A 20,078-nucleotide genomic window follows, 5' to 3' on the forward strand; every position below is an offset into this window, starting at 1 on the left:
CCTGAGTCTACCGAAGGAGAGCTTGTCGAAGGGCAGATTGCCTTAGGGCAACCTACCGACAAACCCTCTCCACCATAAGAGGGAAACAATGAATAATAAAGCTAACGGCCAAAGGCTAATAGCTAAATGAATAACAATGAACTGGATACTAAAAAAAACAAAAGGCGATGCGGTAATATGGGCAGTAGTAATACTGTTGTCCATATTCGGGCTATTGGCCGTGTACAGTTCTACGGGCACGCTGGCCTATAAAAAACAAGGCGGTAATACCGAGTTTTACCTTTTCAAACACTTATCCTTCTTAACCTTTGGCTTAATACTTATGTATTTAAGCCATTTGGTAAATTTTAAGTACTACTCGCGTATCTCACAAATACTGCTGATACTCTCTTTTGTACTATTACCCTATACCCTGTTCTTCGGAACAGATATAAACGATGCCCGCAGGTGGATTACCCTGCCTGTAATCGGGTTCACCTTTCAAACGTCAGATTTGGCGAAACTGGCTCTTATCATGTACGTGGCCCGTTTCCTTTCAAAACGTCAGGACGAAATAAAAGACTTTAAAAAATCGTTCCTGCCTGTTACCATCACCATCGCATTAATATGTGCCCTTATTATGCCCGCCAACCTTTCAACAGCATTGGTACTTTTCGCCACCTGCTTGTTGTTGATGTTTATCGGTCGTATTGCCTTCAAGCACATATTACTGGTTGTAGGCTCGGGTGCATTAGCCGCTACAGTATTAGTAGTAATGGCTCTTACCTTGCCCGATGATGCCCTTAGCAAAATCGCCCGTTTGAAAACGTGGAAACACCGTATTGAGCATTTTGCTGCCCGTGACAACGGCCCTGTTGATGAGCGCGAAGCCTTGCAAACCGATTATCAGGTAGTGCAGGCCAAAATAGCCATCGCAGGCGGCGGTTTAATAGGTAAAGGACCGGGTAACAGCACCCAGCGTAACTTCTTGCCTCACCCCTACTCCGATTTTGTGTTTGCCATCATATTAGAAGAATACGGTCTCATAGGCGCTTCGTTTCTTATACTGCTGTACCTGGTGCTCTTATTCAGGTGCATCAGGATAGTAATACGAAGTCCGCGAGCCTTTGGGGCACTATTGGCCGTAGGATTAAGTTTCAGTTTGGTAATACAAGCCTTTATCAACATGGGCGTAGCCGTAAATATATTCCCTGTAACGGGGCTACCCTTGCCATTAGTGAGCATGGGCGGTACCTCATTAATATTTACCAGCATGGCATTTGGCATTATCCTTAGTGTGAGCCGAGATGTAGAGGAAAAAGAAAATTCAGAGAAACAAGAGGAAGGAGGCGAAGTTGCAACCGCTTAAAGTTGTTATTTCAGGAGGGGGCACAGGTGGCCATATATTTCCGGCCATTGCTATTGCAAAAGCCCTGCAAAAGCGTAATCCGCAAACCCAAGTATTATTTGTAGGAGCAAAAGGCCGCATGGAAATGGAAAAAGTTCCGGCGGCAGGCTACAAAATAGTAGGGCTTGATATAGCAGGCATACAGCGCAAGTTTGATTTACGCAACCTGCTTATCCCTTATAAAGTAGTTAAAAGCTTGTGGCAGGCTCACAAGATATTAAAGGAGTTTAAACCCGATATAGTAATTGGTGTGGGTGGTTATGCCAGTGCGCCTACCCTGTACATGGCGGCGCAAATGGACATTCCCACGCTTATACAGGAGCAAAACAGCTATGCCGGCCTCACCAATAAAATACTGGCCAAACGGGTAGCTGCTATTTGTGTGGCCTTTAACAACATGGATGCTTATTTCCCTGCTAAAAAGATTGTGCTTACGGGCAACCCTGTGCGCGAAGATTTGCAGGACATAAGCGGCAAACGTGAAGAAGCACTTAAACACTTTGGACTTAAAGAAGGCCAAAAAACCTTGTTGATTATCGGGGGCAGCTTAGGTGCACGTACCATCAATACCTCAGTATTTGAAGGTATACATATGCTGAACGATGAAGGCATACAAGTGATATGGCAAACGGGAAAATTCTTTTACGGTAAGGCGCAGGAAAAAAACAGCAGCACAGTAAAAGTGTTCGATTTTATCAACCGCATGGATTTGGCGTATGCCGCAGCCGATGTGGTAGTATCAAGAGCGGGCGCATTATCCATTGCTGAATTATGCCTAACAGGTAAGCCCTGTATTTTGGTGCCTTCGCCCAACGTGGCCGAAGACCACCAAACCAAAAACGCAATGGCTTTGGTAAACGAGAATGCAGCCCAACTGGTAAAAGACGTTGAAGCAAAGCGGATGCTGGTGAACAGTGCTTTGTACTTATTGCACGACGAAAACCGACAAAAACAACTTACACAAACCATACGGACGCTGGCTATACCCAATGCCGCCGAACGTATTGTGGATGAAGTTTATAAAATAGTACCACAATAAAATTTAAAGATTTGTTGATTTAGAGACTTGAAATAAAGTGTAGAAAGACGGATTGGTGAGATTAGAACGAAAAATAAGACATAAAAGCAAACGGTTAAAGGCCAACAGCAAATACTAAAAAAATGAACGCCGAAGGGCTTAAAAACATATACTTCATTGGCATAGGCGGCATAGGCATGAGCGCACTGGCTCGTTATTTTAAACAACTGGGCAAAAACGTAGCAGGCTATGACCGTACCGAAACCGAACTGACACGCACCTTGGTGCGCGAAGGGATTGCCGTGCATTATACCGATGATATTAACTTGGTAGATGCTGCCGTTTTAGCTAACCCCTCGCAAAGTGCCGTAGTATATACGCCCGCCGTTCCCAAAGACCATAAAGAACTTAATTACCTGCGTGATAAAGGCTATACCCTTTACAAACGCGCTGAAATATTGGGACTAATAACCCGCGAAACGTACACCATTGCAGTAGGCGGCACCCACGGCAAAACCACCACCTCGTGCATGGTAGCCCATTTGTTACGCCATGCAAACATTGGTTGCGGAGCATTTTTGGGCGGTATCTCGGCCAATTTTAACTCCAATTTTGTATTGCCCGATGCCAACGCACCCGAAGCAATTACAGTAACCGAGGCCGATGAGTTTGACCGCTCGTTTTTGCACCTTTCACCCAACATTGCCGTAATTACCTCAATGGATGCCGACCATCTGGACATTTACGGCGAACACAGCAGTTTGCTTGAGTCGTTCCATCTGTTTGCACATAAAATAAAAGCTGGCGGAACTTTGTTTGTTCGCTTCGGGCAACCCTTCAATACTCAACTTGAAGATGCTACGGTGCTTACTTACGGTTTAGGCGACGGAGCCGATTATTACGCGGCTAACATCACCATAAACAACGGCCATTACTATTTCGATTTGGTAACTCCCACCAATGCCTACACTAACTTAAAGTTGGGTATGCCGGGCATTCATAATGTAGAAAATGCCGTAGCGGCTTCTTCCATCGCGCTAAAGATGGGTGTTACCGAAGAGCAACTGCGCAGCGGCTTGGCGGCTTTTAAGGGCGTAAAACGCAGGTTTGAATACATTATCAACCGTGAGGATTTTGTGTACATAGACGATTATGCCCATCATCCCACAGAGTTAGAGGCGGCCATTAAATCGGCAAGACAATTATATCCGGGTAAAAAAATAATGGGGGTATTTCAACCGCATTTGTACTCGCGTACCCGCGATTTTGTTGATGGTTTTGCGCACAGTTTGAGTTTACTGGACGAAGTAATACTGCTGGATATTTATCCCGCACGTGAGCTGCCCATTGATGGAGTTACGTCAGAAATTATTTTTGATAAAATAACCACTGCTGCTAAAACCTTGTGTACTAAAGACGAGTTTTTAGCGGTTATAAAAAATAAACAACCCGAAGTTTTGCTAACCCTCGGCGCGGGAGATATAGACCAATTTGTATTACCCCTTCAACATTTATATACCGCATGAAAAAACGCTGGCAATTAATAGCAACGTACGGCACCTGGACAATACTGGTTATTGCCCTGCTTGCCTCGTTGTCGTTTGTAGAGCGTGAACAGAAGCAAATGCGGTGCAAATCGTTGGAAGTAAAGATTGAACCTGAGGCTGAAACCTATTTTATTACCCGCGATGATGTGGTAAGTGAATTAACCGGAGGCTTGGGTGAAGCCACACTGATGGGGCAACCCGTTGCCGGTTTTAATGTAGGCCAGCTGGAAGGATTGCTTGAAGTGAACCCTTTTGTGCAAAGTGCCGAAGTGTTTATTGATATTGAGGGCAACCTGCGGGTGGATGTAGTACAACGCCGCCCCATAATACGTGTGATGAAGCGTGAAGGCGGCGGTTATTATATTGATGAATACGGCATAAAAATGCCCTTGAGCGATAGTTTTACCGCCCACGTACCCATTGCCACAGGCAATATTTATGAAAAGCTGGAAAAATCGCGCGACACGGTATTTTCAAAAGCAGGGCGCGATGTTTACCAATTGGGGTTATACATTGACAAGAACCCTTTTTGGAAAGCCATGATAGAACAAGTGGAGGTAAACGCCAAAGGCGAGTTGGTGTTTATTCCGAAAATTGCCGACCATAAGGTAATACTGGGTGACGCAGAACGATTGGATGAAAAACTTACCCATTTAAAAATCTTTTACAAAAAAGGTTTGAACAAGTTGGGGTGGGATAAATACAAAGTGATTAATTTAAAGTACACAGGGCAGATTGTGTGCGAAAAATACTAAAAACAGCAAGGCTATATAAAGTAATATTGAAGGATTATGCACAACGGTAAAATAATAGTTGGCTTAGACATTGGTACCACAAAGGTTTGCGCCATTGTGGGACGTTTTAACGAGTATGGAAAGATTGACGTGCTGGGCATGGGCAAAGCCGATTCGCACGGGGTTACACGAGGTGTTGTAACCAACATTAACAAAACAGTAGAAGCTATAAAAAAGGCTATTGACGAGGCTTCTGACAAATCAGGAGTTGAAGTGCGCAAGGTGCACGTAGGCATAGCCGGACAACATATAAAAAGCCGCCAACACCGTGGTTTGGTAGTGCGCAACTCGATAGATACCGAGATTGACATGCACGACCTTAGCAAGCTGGAAGGCGATATGTATAAGCTGGCATTGAACCCCGGCGAAGAAATTATTCACGTATTGCCCCAAGAATACACTGTGGATAACGAGCCCGGTATCAAAGACCCTGTGGGTATGTCAGGCATCCGTTTAGAAGGAAATTTCCATGTAATTACCGCGCAAGTAACTGCTGCGCGCAACATATACAAATGCGTTCAGTTGGCAGGCTTAGAAGCGGCTGATTTGATACTGGAGCCTTTGGCGTCGTCAGAATCAGTGCTGAGCCCCCAAGAAATGGATGCAGGCGTTTGCTTGGTAGACATTGGTGGCGGCACAACAGATATTGCCATCTTCCACGACGGTGTAATCCGCCACACAGCGGTAATCCCCTACGGTGGTAACATCATTACTGAAGACATCAAAGAAGGTTGCAACGTATTGCGCGACCATGCCGAGCTGTTGAAAGTAAAATTCGGGTCGGCACTATGGGAAGAAACCAAAGCCAACGAGATTATCTCGATACCCGGTTTGCGTGGTCGCGACCCGAAAGAAATTTCGGTGCGTAACCTTGCCAAAATAATTCAAGCCCGCGTTGAAGAGATTTTTGAATTGGTGTATTGCGAGATTAAAAACAGCGGCGTAGAGAAGAAACTAATAGGCGGTGTGGTAATAACAGGGGGCGGTGCCCAACTGAAACACGTTACCCACCTTGCTGAATATGTAACAGGGTTGGATGCCCGCATAGGCTACCCCAACGAGCATTTGGCCAAAGGAATGGTAGAAGAAGTAAAAAGCCCCATGTATGCCACAGGTATCGGTTTAGTGATTAAAGGATTAAAAACTGAAGACACAGGCATTGACATGAACGGCGCTGCCAAAAGCGAAGGCGAGTTGAAAGAACAACGCAAACAGATAAAAGACGAAATGCAGCGCAAAAACTTCCTTAACCGCTTAAAACAGTGGTTTGTGGATGATTTAGACGTGAAGGATTTTTAATTTGAAGACGTGTTGATTTGAGAATTTGATAATTAGCTTATCAACTAATTAAGAAAATAAATGTGCTGGTGAGCCGGTGTGCGGCTTCCCTCCTTAATAAGGAGGGATTGAGGGAGGTGTGATAAAATTTAGAAAATATTTAAATCGATTAATTACTTAAAAGTATGTCGAAGTTTACAGTTGATTTACCCAAAGAACGCTCATCAATAATTAAAGTTATTGGTGTGGGCGGTGGCGGCAGCAATGCCGTAAACCACATGTACCGTCAGGGTATAGCAGGCGTTGATTTTTTTGTTTGTAATACAGATTCACAGGCGTTGGAACGCAGCCCTGTGCCTAATAAAATACAGCTGGGCACCTCTATCACCGAAGGATTGGGCGCAGGCTCAAACCCTGAAATGGGTAAAAAGGCTGCCCTTGAAAGTATAGAGGAGATTATCGACCTATTGGGCGTTAATACCAAAATGATATTTGTTACCGCCGGGATGGGCGGTGGCACAGGTACCGGAGCTGCCCCCATTATTGCTAAAACGGCAAAAGAAATGGGCATACTAACCGTAGGTATTGTTACCACCCCGTTTAGTTTTGAAGGTCCGCGCCGTACCCAACAAGGTATGACAGGTGTTGCCGAAATGAAAGATGCTGTTGATGCCCTGCTTATAATCTCTAACGATAAAATCAAAGAGATGTACAGCAATTTCCGCTTCACACAAGCGTTTGCCCAAGCTGATGATGTACTAACCATTGCTGCCAAAGGCATTGCTGAAATCATTACTATGAGCGGCGACGGTAACGTGGATTTCCAAGACGTTCGTACAGCCATGACCAACAGCGGTAAAGCCATTATGGGTACCGGTGTTGCAGAAGGTGCTGACCGTGCTATAAAAGCCTCGCAAATGGCCATTAACTCACCTTTGTTAGACAACACCCAAATTGAAGGTGCCGGTTGGTTGTTGATAAACATTTCGTGGGGTATGGAAGAACCTACCATGGAAGAAATGGGAACTGTGATGGACTTTTTCCAAGAGAAAGCCGGATTGAATGCTAACCTTAAATTCGGTTGGTGCTCAAACGAAACATTGGAGAAAAAACTATCGGTTACCCTTATTGCTACAGGTTTCGGTAACAAGGAAAACACTTTTAAGACTCCCAAAGAGGAAGTACGCATCCCTTTAATCGAACCAAAAGAAGAGGTTGAAGAGAACGTACAACCTAAAAACGTAGAGCCTCAAAACACTTTCCACACGCCTCCCGCGTTTGAGGAAAGCGAAATAATATTCCGTCCGATGGCTCCTCGTCAGGAAAACACCCATACCGAAACGAAACAGGATTTATTTACCATAAAGCCTATGGAAGAAGAGGAACCGGTGCGCATTAACCTGCACGACGAACGCGTTGAAGACCAAGATTTGGAACGTGAGCGTATACAAAAACTAAAAGAGCGTATGGTGTACCTTAAAAACCTGAACGCGAAGCTAAACAACCCTGAAGGCATGATGGACATGGAAAAAGAGCCTGCCTATATGCGTAAAGGTGCAAAGCTGGATGAGGTACCTCATTCATCAGTATCGCAAGTATCTAAAGTGTCGTTGTTTGAAAATCCTGACGACGACAACAAGATAGAGCTGAAAACCAACAACAGTTTTCTGCACGACAATGTTGATTGACGTATTAATTTGGTAAACTCATAGTAAAAGCCCTGCAATTGCGGGGCTTTTTTGTTTATTAAATACCGTCGAGCACGATTGCCAGCTTGCGATCTTTTTCTGTAATCGTATTACCCGCATCGTGGGTAGTAAGTACCACGTGCACCTTGTTGTAAACATTTGTCCATTCAGGGTGATGATTTAACTTCTCAATAGCAAAAGAAGCCTTTATCATCCACGCCATTGCATTTGCAAATGATGGAAAAACATACGTTTTTACCAGCCTGTTGTTTTCTTCTCTCCATTCCATGTCCTAATATACACAAAAATTGCCATTCCCCTGCCCTCTTTCTTTAGTACATTTGTCCCCATGCCCGCAGGGTTTATCACCGATTTTGAACAACAGGTAAGCACACTGTTTGGCACCGCGTCCCAACACAGCCTCCCAACTGCGCCGCAAACACCCTTCCGCATTTTATACTTGCCTCAGTACAATATCCTCTTTCATCTGGTACAAATTAATAACGAGATGTTGCGCGGTTGCACGCCGGGCTTTTTTGCAGAATGGCAACAAAAAACCGAGGAAAGCGGGGTTAGGGTGGTACAAGTGTTCGAAGACCTTTGGCACACCCGTAGGCAAAACATTATTTGCCTGCTTACTTCGCTGGCCGGTAAATCGCAAAAGATATTTGCCCGCAACACAGTTATCAGACGCATTACAAGGCCTGTGGTAAACGATTTTTTAAACAACCACCATTTGGGCGGCTCGCCCTCGGCACGTTTTAAATACGGCCTGTTTATAAAGAAAACTAACGAACTGATTGGAGCGGCAACTTTTAGTCCGCCGCGCAAATTTTACCGCGATGGAAAAGAATACCGTTCGTATGAGTTGATACGCTATGCGGGGATTAACGGAGCTAATATTACAGGCGGGCTTAGTAAGGTGCTAAAAGCGTTTATTGAAGACGTGCAACCTGATGATATTATGACCTATGCCGACCGTTGCTGGTGGACAGGGGATAGTTACTTACCACTGGGTTTTGAGTGGATTGAAAATACTCCCTCGCAAGCCTTTTGTGTAAAAGCAGGCGAATGGATGCGATACCCTGCCCATCAAAAACCCGAAAGTGAGGAGTATCTACAACTGGAAAATGCCGGAAACAGAAAGTTTTTATTACGGTTGAAGTAGTTTTTCACCCCCTGCCCCGCCAGCGGGGGATATTGAACGACGAACGAATAGTCAATACTCGAGAAGTTAATGAGGCAGGCCTGCAACGCTATGTCCTCCTCTGGAGGAGGATGTAGAAGGAGGAAACCCTCCGTCATCCCGAACTTGTTTCGGGATCGCATAGTTAAATCACGTGAATGGGGATGAGGTGCCGAAACTAATTCGGCAGGACTCTGATTAGATATTCATTCTACGCTTCGCAAAGAACAAAAGGGTTTTAGAATTTATTACCGCTTGTTTACTACTAAGTTCTAAATTCGTATTAACAGGTATGAAGAATTTTTTGAAACCGAGTAATTTATTTCTGGTGCTGGCCAATATTGTACCCTTGCTGGGTGTACTGTTTTTAGGCTGGGACGGTAAGGGCATTTTTGTAATTTACATATTGGAAACCGTACTGATTGGTATACTAAACGTGCTTAAAATGCTGGTAGTGTACATCCTAAACGGTACGCGCAACGAGCCCCCTCCTTCACCCGGTGATAATGTTGGCGGTTTTTTTATCATCCCGTTTTTTATTTTTCACTATTACTTCTTCATTTTTGTGCAAACGGTTCTATTCTTTGCCTTTTCGTCAATAAGAGACCACTCTATTAAAGAGCCGTTTATGGTGATAAACAATTTTGCCCCCTACTTGAGCGGTGAAACTAAATATGCGCTGCTTAGCTTATTGGCGGCCAACCTTACCTATTTTATCGATGGCTTTGTATTGTCGGGTAAGTATAAAACCGAAACATTGTCAGGGCTTATGTTTCAGCCCTATAAACGCATTTTTGTACAGCAATTTGTAGTAATATTCGGCGGGTTTATCTTTATGATGTCTAACAGCGCAGTAGCAGTAGCCGCTTTGTTTATTGTATTAAAAACCTTGGCAGACTATCTATCGGCTAATTACAGCAGTAGCCCAAAAATTCAAAACTGGATAAAGGACAATCTTAAAAGCACAGCTGATGGCAAAAGGGAGTTGACTAAAGAGGAGAAGGAAACTATTGAAAGAATTTTCGGTGACAAAAAATAATTGCCGGTTATTTGTTGCCGCATTAAAACAACAAACAACCGGCAACCAATAATTATTCTGCTATCAGCAGGTTTTTGTTTGATTTACCTTTTTGTACCAGCAAGTAGCTGTTTTGCAATAAGCCGGATGCATCAATCACTGCGTTCGGGTCGGTTACTTTTTGCATATTTATGCTTACGCCTCCTCCCTGAATCATTTTACGGGCTTCGCCGCGAGAAGGGAAAATCCCTGTTTTATCAGCCAACAACTCAGTAACGGGTATGCCTGCCTGTAGTTCAGCTTTAGACACGTTGAATTTAAGGTTATCATCCACCATATCTAAAATGATATCGCTGCTAAGGGTACTTAGCTTATCAACCAAATCTTTGCTAAACAACAATTCGGTAGTACGCACAGCATCATTATAGCCTGTTTCGCCATGCACACGATGGGTAATGTCTTTAGCCAGGGCTTTTTGCAACACACGCAAATGGGGCGCTTGTTTGTGTTCGGCAATGGTTGCTTCTATTTCATCCTGTGGCAACAGGGTAAACACCTTGATGTAGTTTTCAGCATCAATATCGGTGGTATTTAACCAAAACTGGTAGAACTTGTAGGGACTTGTTTTCTTCGCGTCTAGCCAAACGTTGCCGCTTTCGCTTTTACCAAACTTGGTACCATCAGCCTTTTTCACCAAAGGAGCAGTTAGTGCAAAAGCTTCACCCCCATCCATACGGCGTATTAATTCAGTACCGGTGGTAATGTTTCCCCACTGGTCGCTACCGCCCATTTGCAGCTTCACTCCTTTGCTTTTGTACAAATGGAAGAAATCGTAGCCTTGTATTAGCTGGTATGAGAACTCCGTAAACGACATACCGTTTTCTAAGCGGTTTTTTACTGAGTCTTTCGCCATCATGTAATTTACACTGATGTGTTTGCCCACATCGCGAATGAAGCCTAAAAAGCTAAACTCTTTAAACCAATCGTAGTTATTTACAATTTCGGCGGGGTTCTTCTCTGCTTTAAAATCCAAGAACTGCTCTAACTGCTTGCGTTGGCAATTCAGGTTATGGTTTAGTGTATCTAAATCCAACAAATTCCGTTCAGCACTTTTGCCTGAAGGGTCGCCCACCATACCGGTAGCACCGCCCACCAAAGCAATAGGCCTGTGGCCTGCACGTTGCAAGTGTACCAAAAGCATCACCGGTACCATATTACCAATGTGCAACGAATCGGCAGTAGGGTCAAAACCCACATACCCGGTAACCGTTTCTTTATTCAGTAACTCTTCCGTTCCGGGCATGATATCTTGCAACAGCCCGCGCCAGCGTAATTCTTCAACTAAGTTCATCGTATCTCTTCTTTCTCGTTTTTCGTTTGTTATTCTGTATAAAATTGGTTGCCTTTGGTATCCACATATCCTAAAAATATGCTTCTTCTAAAGGCTTTTGCATACTTGCCCGTGCTAAAGTCAAGCACGTTTTCGTATTGGGGTGTTATTACCTCTTTTCCGTTTTTATCTACCGCTCCCCACTTATTATCAGCATTACGGAATGAGGCTACCCCGTTTTTATAGTCAATGGCATAGGTGTATTTGAAATCTACTATGGTATCGGCTTTTTGATTAATAAACCCAAAACCAATTCCGTTGTTCACCCGAGCCAATCCCTCACTAAACGACCATACTTCACGGTATTTGCAAGGAATCACCACTTCGCCTTTTGTATTGATAAAACCCCATTGACCGCTTAACATTATCGGTGCTAAGTCCTCTGAAAAGGGTTTTGCATTGCCAAACTGCAAATCGATAACGCGCTTTCCGGCGGCATTTATAAAACCGTACAAGCGCTGCCCAAAGGTATCAATACCCACACAAGCCAACCCTTGCGAAAAGGGACCTGCAAAGTCGTATTCAGCATATACCACTTGTTTGCCCTTGCTGTTTATATACCCGTATTTACCATTTTTCTTAACGGCGGCATATCCTTCGCTAAAACTAACATAGCTTTCGTACATCGTATCGCCTAATACTTTGCCATTCTTGTCTAACACTCTCCAACGGGCTTGTTTTTCAACACAAGCTACTGCACCGTTAAACTCCTCCACCATACCATACCTAAGCGGCACCACTTCTTTGCCTTTAGCATTTACAAAGCCGTAATAATGCCTGATACGCACATACGCCAAGCCGTTTTTCATGCGTCCTGCTTCGTCGTATGCAAACGGAGCTATTGGTTTACCCTTGGGATTGATATAACCGCACAACCTGTCTTTTAATACACAGGCTGTTTTCTCAAAAAAATCATCTACGGCATCGTACTCAAAAGGGATTACTGTAGCGCCTGCAGAGTTTATATACCCCCACTTACCGTTTAGCTTCACAGCGGCTAAGCCTTCGCTAAATAAGTGTGCTTCTTGGTATTGAGGCTCTATTACAAAGTTTTTCCCTGTATCAGTATAACCCCACAGGGTGCTCTTTTTAAAGGGAACAAGTTCTTTGTTTTTTTGTGCAATTGCAGTAACAAACGTCGCACAGGCAAACAGTACAACGAATACATTTTTTAATAGCTGCATAATTAAGTACGTTTCACCGGCCGTTCCATCACAGTACCGCAGCTTTTGCAAGTACAATGCTCGGGGGTGTTGTAAAACCTGTCGAAAATAGGTGGCAACTGCTTCACAATATCAGTCACGTATTCAAACTCCTCATATAATTTCTCTCCGCAGTTTTCACAATACCACATAAAACCGTCCAGTTCTTTAGTAGCTCTTTCGCGCTCAATTACCAAACCAACTGTATTAGGGCCGCGTTGCGGGCTGTGCGGAGTACGCGGAGGCAATAAAAATATATCACCTTCTTTAATATGAATATCGCGTGGCTTACCCTCGTCTATAATCTTCACTACCACATCCCCTTCCAATTGATAAAAGAACTCTTCACCTTCGTTATAATGATAATCCTTGCGGCTGTTAGGCCCACCAACTACCATTACAATAAACTCAGTGTCTTTCCACACTTGTATGTTGCCCACAGGAGGTTTCAACAAGTGACGGTTTTCATCAATCCATTTTTTAAAATTAAAAGGGGCTGCTACGGCCATAATTGTAAATATTTATTGAAGGCAAAGTTCAATTTTTCAGGGCTAAAATCAAAAAAGACATCTATGATATTCGTCACTACACGTGCAAACCGTACCCTATACAGAAATTAAACGCCCAACGGCCTTCATTCGCTCAAAAACGGTTTCGGTATGCGGGGCATCGGGTAATTCGTGGGTCAAATCCTGTCCGGCCCAGTGTTCATAGTGCTTTCCGTTTCGCCAAAGCCTGCTTTCCGTCACATCATAAATCACCCCTTTATAGGCCACCCAAATCTCGGGTCGGTCTTGTCCGTTTCTCAACGCAAGTTGATTTTTCGTGAAGTATGTCAGGTTATTGTCTTCCAATTGTAATAATTATGCGCAATATTTCATTTTTCTGTAATTTCTTGCAAGGCCAACCTGCAAAGTTTAATCTTTTTACAAACCTTTGTAATATAACGAACCTAGTTTAACCCCGCTATAAAACAAATTTGAGACTACGGATATCATTTTATGTGATTTTGGTGTTTACGATGACTGCTTTTTCTTGGTGGACGTATTCGCTCATCAACTTAAGCTACGAGGTGCATGTGTACGACAATGATGTTTTGGGGTTTCAGGTACACCAAGCCACCAACACGGTACTGCAAAACTCAAAATTCAGACCGGATGATGATACGGTGTTTACCAAAATGAGTTTAGGCAGACACGCTATTTACTTTGATACGGTAAGGATGCGTGAGATGGTAGCGGCAAAGCACCCTTATACAGAGATACAGTACAAAGACACGATGGTGACGCTGAAACCGGCACCCGATATTATTGAGAAGCTTGAAAAAGAGAAGTACCGAAAGGTAAGTATGTATATTATTGAGGGGGTAGTGTTTTTACTACTGCTGATGGTGGGTTTTAGTTGGATTTACAACCGATTGAACTCTATTATAAAGCTTAACCAGCAAAAAAGTAATTTTTTACTGGCAGTAACACACGAGTTGAAAACCCCTATGGCATCGGTAAAGTTGTTTTTGCAAACCATACAACGCCGAAATTTAACAAGGGAGCAATTAGAACCAATGATTGCGAACTGTATTGATGATGTGGACCGATTGAATGACTTGGCCGAGAATATGCTGCTGGCCACAAGGATTGAAGGAAACAGCTACCAATACAATTTTGAAGAAGCAGATTTGAGTGCATTGGTAGGCGGCATTAGTGAGAACTATGAAAGCAAGTACAGCGAAAACTATAGTTTTCGACTGGATATAGAGGAAGGTATTGAAATATATGCCGATGTTTTTTCGATTACGATGGCTTTGAATAACCTGATTGAAAATGCGCTGAAATACTCACCAAAGCATTCGGCAATTTCAATCGGGTTAAAAAAAGAGGGTGAAAAAGTGATACTAACCGTGGCAGATGAAGGCCCGGGTATACCACAAGAAGAAAAAGGAAACATTTTTAATAAGTTTTACAGGTTGGGCAATGAATCTACCCGCAGTACTAAGGGCACAGGATTGGGCTTATACATTGTGAAACAAACGGTAAATAACCACAAAGCAACCATTGAGGTGCACGATAACAAACCCCAAGGAAGTTTGTTTAGAATAGTGTTTAAACTCAACGGTGCCAAAAAATAAAACCATTAACGTATGAAAAATAAAATTTTACTTGTTGAAGACGAAACCTCGTTGGCACACAACCTGAAACTAAACCTTGAACTGGAGGGGTTTTCGGTAAATGCCGTTGGCGACGGTTCTAGCGCAATAAGGGCATTTGGTGAAGAGAAATATGACATGGTGATATTAGATATTATGATACCTAATATTGATGGCATTACTGTGTGCGAGAACATACGTTTAAAGGACAACCAAACCCCTATCCTATTCCTTTCGGCTAAAAACACGGTTGAAGACCGCGTTTTGGGCCTTAAAAAAGGCGGGGATGATTACATTGTAAAACCTTTTAACCTTGAAGAGCTGATACTGCGCGTTGATAAGCTGATAAGCCGCAACAAAGTGCAGGCGGGCGATGCCAAACCCGGTATTACCGAGTACAGCTTTAGCGATAACTATGTAAACTTTATCAGTTACGATGCTAAAGGCCAACAAGGTGAGTTTAAACTTACCAAGAAAGAGGCTCTTTTGCTAAAACTGTTGATAGAAAACAAAGATGAAGTGGTGAGTAGAGAAAAGATTTTTCAAACTGTTTGGGGTTACAGCGTTTACCCCAGCACCCGCACCATTGATAACTTTGTACTTGCCTTCCGTAAGTATTTTGAAACCGACCAAAAGAACCCTAAGCATTTCCACTCATTGCGCGGGGTAGGCTACAAATTCACTGATTAAGCCAATTGCTTCCGTTCGGGATTGTCATATTTTCCCAACGGGGCAACTCTACAGGGCATTTAGCCAGTCTACTTCCTTAAATATTTACTACAACAATCTATGAAAACTTTTACTCAGCTCGGAAAGGTGCTCGCTTTTCTGTATTGCATTTTTTGTACTCCAAGTGTTTTTGGGCAAACTACAGGCAGCTTTGACACCAATATTGCCTTTAACGGAACCCGACAATTGTCTGTATATGTGCCTACCAACTACAATCCTGCCAATAAATACAAGGTAATGGTTTGCCTGCATGGATTGGGAGATAATGCTGCCAACTACCGAAATGCGCTGGTAAACACACTTAACTGGAAAACCCTGCTTCCTACCACCATTTTTGTATGTCCTGAATCCAGCACTACTACAAATGATTATTTTGCCCCCGACGGCAGTGGCAACGAAGAAATAATAAAAGAAAGCATCAACTTCATCCGCGCAAACTACTCAGTTGATACTACCGACATCACCCTTCAAGGGTTTTCGTTGGGCGGCCGTGCAGCCTTGCGCTATGGACTTAGCAACCCCGATGTTTTTAAAGGCTTGTTGCTAAACACTCCGGCCATTCAAGGAGTAAAAGAAGGTTCAAGCAAGCAACCTGCCTACCCCTACGCCCTTGCTAATGCAAACAAAATACCTGTGTACATTAGCCACGGTGAGAACGATGTGTTTTATACCGCCCCCATCGACTCAATAGTGGAGCAACTGGTATTAAACGATTGCCCCCTGCATTTTAAGCGTATTGCCGGCTTAGACCACACCATTCCCATTTCGGCTCAATTGGGCAATTTCAGCAAGTTTTTCGACTCAACCACTACCAACGCCTTTGGCATTGAAGTAACCCGCTTATACATCCCCGAAAGGGTTTGCAACGGTTTTGTAAACGGTAGCGTATTAGTACGCAATACCGGCAAAACTACCATTAACAGCATTGCTCTTGATTTTTCTTCAACCGGCTCAACGGCGACAAGGGTTTCAACCAACGGATTAAGCCTTGCCCCATTTCAACACGTTATCTTACCCATTACCAACCAATTTGCAGGTAGTGCTGAGGTGCATACCTTTACTGTTAAAGCATCATTGATTAACGGGTCTGAAAATACCGACCCAATAAGCCCCAACAACGAAAACAGGAAATCAAAACAGTTGGTGCGCCAAAATAGCGGCAGAGCGTTGCCCCTTACCGAGGGATTTGAAGGTCCGGATTTCCCGCCCACAGGTTGGGTACTTAAGCAATCGGGCGATGTATTTTCTTCTTGGGAAAAGTACGACGATGTAAGTAAAACCGGCACTGCTTCAATGGGAGCTTTTAACTCTGTTTTTTTGTTTGACAACAGTTTTAGAAGCGAAGAAGTACAAACTCCTGTATTGGATTTATCATCGATGCAAAATCCGCATCTTGCCTTCGATTTAGCCTTCAACTACCATAAATTCAAAGCCAACAACGATAGTATTACGCTGTCTGATACGTTGGAACTCCTTATTTCAACCGATTGCGGCAATACATTTACCCGCATATTTAAAGCAGGAGGTAAAGAACTAACCACTTTTGCCGCTCCCATATTGAACCCGCAAACACTTGAGGCTTGCTTTATAAATCCATCGGCTAACAATTGGAGTACAATGTTACTTCCGCTAACAGCTTATGCAACTAGCAACAATGCAATTATCAGCTTTAAATATACTTCAGGTCTTGGAGGCTCAATTAACATTGATAATGTGGCAGTAACCAGCAATGCTGTGGGCATTGAAACCCCACAACAAAATAACGTGGCAATGTACCCTAACCCTGCAAACAGCAACACCACCATTGAAGCGGAAAACATTACTGCTGTTAATGTTTGGGATGCTAATGGTAAACTATGCAAGGTAAAAACAACCTCGCTGGGAGAAAATACAACACTATTACATACTGATTTGCTTAGCGCAGGAGTGTATTATGTGCAAGTGGTAACCAAAAACTTTGTACAGCATCAAAAATTAATTATCGAAAAATAATTATCGCAGTAATCATACAATAAATGCCGTAAACAATAAATTGTTTACGGCATTTATTTTTATAGATAATTTTCAAAAAAAAGCCCCATGTTTCTCAACACGGGGCTTTTTCGCATAGAAATATCGTTTACCGGATATTCCCAATACAGCAGTGCTAATATTTTACTTTTACAGCACTATTCTTGAATATTAAGGTTATTATGTAGAGACTAAAACATGCTGAAATGTTGTACCCCCGCAAAAACTTCTTCTGAACACACAGATAATAAACACATTAATTTATACAGCTTGTAAAATTAAAGAACCGCGCATCCCTGCGCGGCTCTACATTTGCATACGAAATACAATGTGCGTATTCGTAAGGGGGCATTACAATTTGTACTAACTCGCTATTTTGCGTCTAAATCCCAATGAACCGCACCACCGGTAAAGGGGCTTTTAAAATCAATTTCAAGGCGTTTTGATGTTAATTTCTTTATCGTCCAAACAGTTTTAAACTCCGGTGCATTTTCATCAATCATTACTGTTTTATAAGTACTGTCAGAAAACTTCCATGTACCGTTATATCCGGTTGTAACCAACAAATAAGTTCCATTCTTTTTCATGGTAAGTTCCAGCCCTTCGGTACTATTATCGGGAGCACCGTTATGGGTTGCTTTCACCACTTCCCAAGTGCGGGCCAAGCTATCCGCCCAACTGGGTTTAGGGGTGTTATTACCTGCATTGTTGGCAGGGGTAGTGGTACCGCCGTCGTCTTTGCTGCAAGCGGCCAACACTAACAGTGTTGCTGCGATAAAAATGTTTTTACTGATTCTCATATGCTATAGTTTTAATTGTTTTGCTATGAGATGCTTACGACTGTATCGGAGTTGCGGCCATACCCCGCCTATTATACCATCAGCAGCACAACAACTACACAATGGCTTAACTCTTATATTTGTGAAATGGACAATGCAATGGACAGCAACAAATACAACATACACCTTGATGTAAAATTTGACCACCAAGAGCGGATAGATTTACCTGAGTTTATAAAAAACGAAGTAAATCACCATTGGTTTAACCAAACGCTTACCAAGGTAAACGATAGTGTTGTACGTGTGGGTGTATTTGAAGAGGGCGATTTCCATTGGCACAAACATGATAACGATGATGAATTCTTTTTTGTGCTGGAGGGTATGCTGGCCATTGACCTTGAAGACAAAACCATAGAGCTGCTCCCCTTGCAAGGCACTACTATAACCAAAGGGGTAATGCATCGTCCGCGTGCTATTGGCCCCAAAACAGTAGTTTTAATGGTTGAAACTGCTTCAATAGTACCAACAGGAGATTAAATATTTTGGCAACAGAGAAGGTTGTGTATTAAATTAAAAAACCCCGTTAGGGGTTTTTTAATTTATTTAGATTCGTGCATTACCAGCACATATTGTAAAATAAGATCTTGTTCTTTTGCATCCAGCACTTCGCTGCCTGCTTTTTTATTCACCTTATCAGACATTAAAGGCACCATAGTGCGCCATTCTTTTTCGCTTTCTTTTCTTGGGTCAATTAACTCATGGCAATTGCCGCAATTTTCTTCGTACAATTTTTTCCCATCGGTCAACTGAGCAAGGGTTACACCCGGAAACTTTGCTGCTCCCCTATCCGCATCGGCTTGGGTAGGAGCCAACATTTTAGCACTACAAGCCGATAAAATTGCCAAAAGGCTAAGTACAGTAATCTTTTTCATCCTTAACTGGTTTTTATCAAAAGTATTCACTTTTGGCTAACTATAGAAACAATATATACTTTCTTTTACCAAACCAGTAGTTATTACCGCCAAGTACCCATCTTACCCGCCTGAAAATCAGCGTATGCCTGCCGTATTTCTTGTTCGGTATTCATTACAAACGGGCCATAAGCAACAATAGGTTCATTAAACGGCTCGCCATACCCAAACAACAGCATACAATCGTCAGTAGCCATTACCTCTATACCTGTACCCTTGTTTGTAAACTCTATTAAATTATGGGTAGTAACCGTTTGTCCATTAACATCAAGCCTACCGCGCATCACGTAGAAAAATATATTATTACTCTCTTTCACATCTGCGGTAAACTTTCCGCCGGCCTTCATTTCAACACTTGCCATTGTTAAACCGGTTATTGAGTTTACAGGACCTTGAATACCGTTCCGCTCGCCCGAAATCAAGTTCACGGTTACTTTCCCCTCGTCTTCTACAATGTGTGGTATCTCGTCCTTTTGCAACCCCACATAATTTGGAGTAGTCATTTTTAACGACGACGGAAGATTAAGCCATAACTGCAAAACTTCAACCTCGCCACCGTTTTTCATAAACTCGTCTGATGAAACTTCTGAGTGTATCACGCCGCTGCCGGCCGTCATCCATTGTATCCCGCCTTCAGTAATTACACTTTTGTGCCCGCCTGAATCCCAATGGGTAATATCGCCCGTAATAATAAAAGTCAGCGTTTCAAACCCTCTGTGCGGGTGAGGCCCAAAGGGCAAACCGTGATTATTGGGTGAATATACCTGAGGCCCGTGGTGGTTAAGAAACAAAAACGGGTCGATGTGGTTTACCGAATGCGTAGGCATAGCACGGTAGGTAACCAAATCATCTATTGGGGCACTAATGGCAGTATGAATAGCTTTTATAACTCTCATGACAAAACTTGAAGATTATGTTTGTTGCAACAAATAACAAAC

Annotated in this window: 20 protein-coding genes; 12 read left to right on the forward strand and 8 right to left on the reverse strand. The window is 43.0% G+C overall.

The genetic code is table 11. From position 1 onward, the window contains the following. Positions 1 to 136: 136 nt before the first annotated feature. The 6 genes from F9K23_14600 to ftsZ all read left to right on the forward strand — a co-directional run bounded on the left by F9K23_14600 (position 137) and on the right by ftsZ (position 7,712). Entirely contained in the window at positions 137 to 1,348 is a 1,212-nt protein-coding gene (locus tag F9K23_14600) for a cell division protein FtsW (protein ID KAB2914194.1), read from the forward strand. Then, entirely contained in the window at positions 1,335 to 2,426 is a 1,092-nt protein-coding gene (murG, locus tag F9K23_14605; protein ID KAB2914195.1) for an undecaprenyldiphospho-muramoylpentapeptide beta-N-acetylglucosaminyltransferase, read from the forward strand. Before F9K23_14600 ends, murG begins: the two co-directional genes overlap by 14 nt. Before the next feature lie 122 nt (positions 2,427 to 2,548). Next, a complete protein-coding gene (locus F9K23_14610) occupies positions 2,549 to 3,931 on the forward strand; it encodes a UDP-N-acetylmuramate--L-alanine ligase (GenBank protein KAB2914196.1) in 1,383 nt (460 codons plus the stop codon). Beyond that, positions 3,928 to 4,707 (forward strand): hypothetical protein, encoded by a 780-nt coding sequence (locus F9K23_14615; GenBank protein ID KAB2914197.1) that lies wholly within the window; start codon positions 3,928 to 3,930, stop codon positions 4,705 to 4,707. Before F9K23_14610 ends, F9K23_14615 begins: the two co-directional genes overlap by 4 nt. Positions 4,708 to 4,743: 36 nt before the next feature. Beyond that, on the forward strand, positions 4,744 to 6,045 hold the full coding sequence (ftsA, locus tag F9K23_14620) for a cell division protein FtsA (protein ID KAB2914198.1): 1,302 nt from the start codon (positions 4,744 to 4,746) through the stop codon (positions 6,043 to 6,045). A 164-nt stretch (positions 6,046 to 6,209) separates the two neighbouring features. Beyond that, the gene (gene ftsZ, locus F9K23_14625) at positions 6,210 to 7,712 is read left to right on the forward strand and encodes a cell division protein FtsZ (protein ID KAB2914199.1); all 1,503 of its coding nucleotides are present in this window, start codon (positions 6,210 to 6,212) and stop codon (positions 7,710 to 7,712) included. 58 nt (positions 7,713 to 7,770) lie between these two features. Here the strand turns inward: ftsZ and F9K23_14630 are convergent, their stop codons facing one another. Continuing rightward, positions 7,771 to 8,001 (reverse strand): pterin-4-alpha-carbinolamine dehydratase, encoded by a 231-nt coding sequence (locus F9K23_14630; GenBank protein ID KAB2914200.1) that lies wholly within the window; start codon positions 7,999 to 8,001, stop codon positions 7,771 to 7,773. A 60-nt stretch (positions 8,002 to 8,061) separates the two neighbouring features. On the opposite strand from F9K23_14630, the gene F9K23_14635 reads away from it, so the two are divergent. Continuing rightward, on the forward strand, positions 8,062 to 8,880 hold the full coding sequence (locus F9K23_14635; protein KAB2914201.1) for a hypothetical protein: 819 nt from the start codon (positions 8,062 to 8,064) through the stop codon (positions 8,878 to 8,880). Positions 8,881 to 9,190: 310 nt separating this feature from the next. Then, entirely contained in the window at positions 9,191 to 9,937 is a 747-nt protein-coding gene (locus tag F9K23_14640; protein ID KAB2914202.1) for a hypothetical protein, read from the forward strand. A 52-nt stretch (positions 9,938 to 9,989) separates the two neighbouring features. Here the strand turns inward: F9K23_14640 and F9K23_14645 are convergent, their stop codons facing one another. From F9K23_14645 to F9K23_14660, 4 genes are all read right to left on the reverse strand, one after another. Then, positions 9,990 to 11,267 carry a tyrosine--tRNA ligase gene (locus F9K23_14645; GenBank protein KAB2914203.1) on the reverse strand — a complete coding sequence of 426 codons (1,278 nt, stop codon included), beginning with the start codon at positions 11,265 to 11,267 and terminating at the stop codon, positions 9,990 to 9,992. 29 nt (positions 11,268 to 11,296) lie between these two features. Then, positions 11,297 to 12,490, reverse strand: coding sequence for a WG repeat-containing protein (locus F9K23_14650; protein KAB2914204.1), 1,194 nt, complete (start codon positions 12,488 to 12,490; stop codon positions 11,297 to 11,299). A 2-nt stretch (positions 12,491 to 12,492) separates the two neighbouring features. Next, positions 12,493 to 13,017, reverse strand: a complete 525-nt coding sequence (locus tag F9K23_14655; protein KAB2914205.1) for a 3-hydroxyanthranilate 3,4-dioxygenase — start codon at positions 13,015 to 13,017, stop codon at positions 12,493 to 12,495. 96 nt (positions 13,018 to 13,113) lie between these two features. Next, on the reverse strand, positions 13,114 to 13,362 hold the full coding sequence (locus F9K23_14660) for a cytochrome b5 (protein KAB2914206.1): 249 nt from the start codon (positions 13,360 to 13,362) through the stop codon (positions 13,114 to 13,116). Positions 13,363 to 13,487: 125 nt separating this feature from the next. Between F9K23_14660 and F9K23_14665 the strand changes: the two genes are divergently transcribed. From F9K23_14665 to F9K23_14675, 3 genes are all read left to right on the forward strand, one after another. Continuing rightward, a complete protein-coding gene (locus tag F9K23_14665) occupies positions 13,488 to 14,633 on the forward strand; it encodes a HAMP domain-containing histidine kinase (protein KAB2914207.1) in 1,146 nt (381 codons plus the stop codon). A gap of 12 nt (positions 14,634 to 14,645) precedes the next feature. Next, positions 14,646 to 15,341, forward strand: a complete 696-nt coding sequence (locus F9K23_14670; protein KAB2914208.1) for a response regulator transcription factor — start codon at positions 14,646 to 14,648, stop codon at positions 15,339 to 15,341. Positions 15,342 to 15,440: 99 nt separating this feature from the next. Next, positions 15,441 to 17,372 (forward strand): T9SS type A sorting domain-containing protein, encoded by a 1,932-nt coding sequence (locus F9K23_14675; GenBank protein KAB2914209.1) that lies wholly within the window; start codon positions 15,441 to 15,443, stop codon positions 17,370 to 17,372. Positions 17,373 to 17,761: 389 nt separating this feature from the next. Here F9K23_14675 and F9K23_14680 read toward each other — a convergent pair whose 3' ends face one another. Continuing rightward, the gene (locus tag F9K23_14680; protein ID KAB2914210.1) at positions 17,762 to 18,190 is read right to left on the reverse strand and encodes a hypothetical protein; all 429 of its coding nucleotides are present in this window, start codon (positions 18,188 to 18,190) and stop codon (positions 17,762 to 17,764) included. Between the two features lie 126 nt (positions 18,191 to 18,316). On the opposite strand from F9K23_14680, the gene F9K23_14685 reads away from it, so the two are divergent. Beyond that, positions 18,317 to 18,706 (forward strand): cupin domain-containing protein, encoded by a 390-nt coding sequence (locus F9K23_14685; protein KAB2914267.1) that lies wholly within the window; start codon positions 18,317 to 18,319, stop codon positions 18,704 to 18,706. A gap of 62 nt (positions 18,707 to 18,768) precedes the next feature. On the opposite strand, the gene F9K23_14690 is transcribed toward F9K23_14685, so the two are convergent. Both F9K23_14690 and F9K23_14695 read right to left on the reverse strand, forming a co-directional pair. Next, complete coding sequence (locus tag F9K23_14690; protein KAB2914211.1) at positions 18,769 to 19,101, reverse strand: hypothetical protein; 333 nt, start codon at positions 19,099 to 19,101, stop codon at positions 18,769 to 18,771. 83 nt (positions 19,102 to 19,184) lie between these two features. Beyond that, the gene (locus tag F9K23_14695; protein ID KAB2914212.1) at positions 19,185 to 20,036 is read right to left on the reverse strand and encodes a pirin family protein; all 852 of its coding nucleotides are present in this window, start codon (positions 20,034 to 20,036) and stop codon (positions 19,185 to 19,187) included. Positions 20,037 to 20,078 lie beyond the last annotated feature (42 nt).

This window comes from Bacteroidota bacterium (assembly GCA_008933805.1).
Lineage (GTDB): Bacteria > Bacteroidota > Bacteroidia > UBA8524 > UBA8524 > SB11.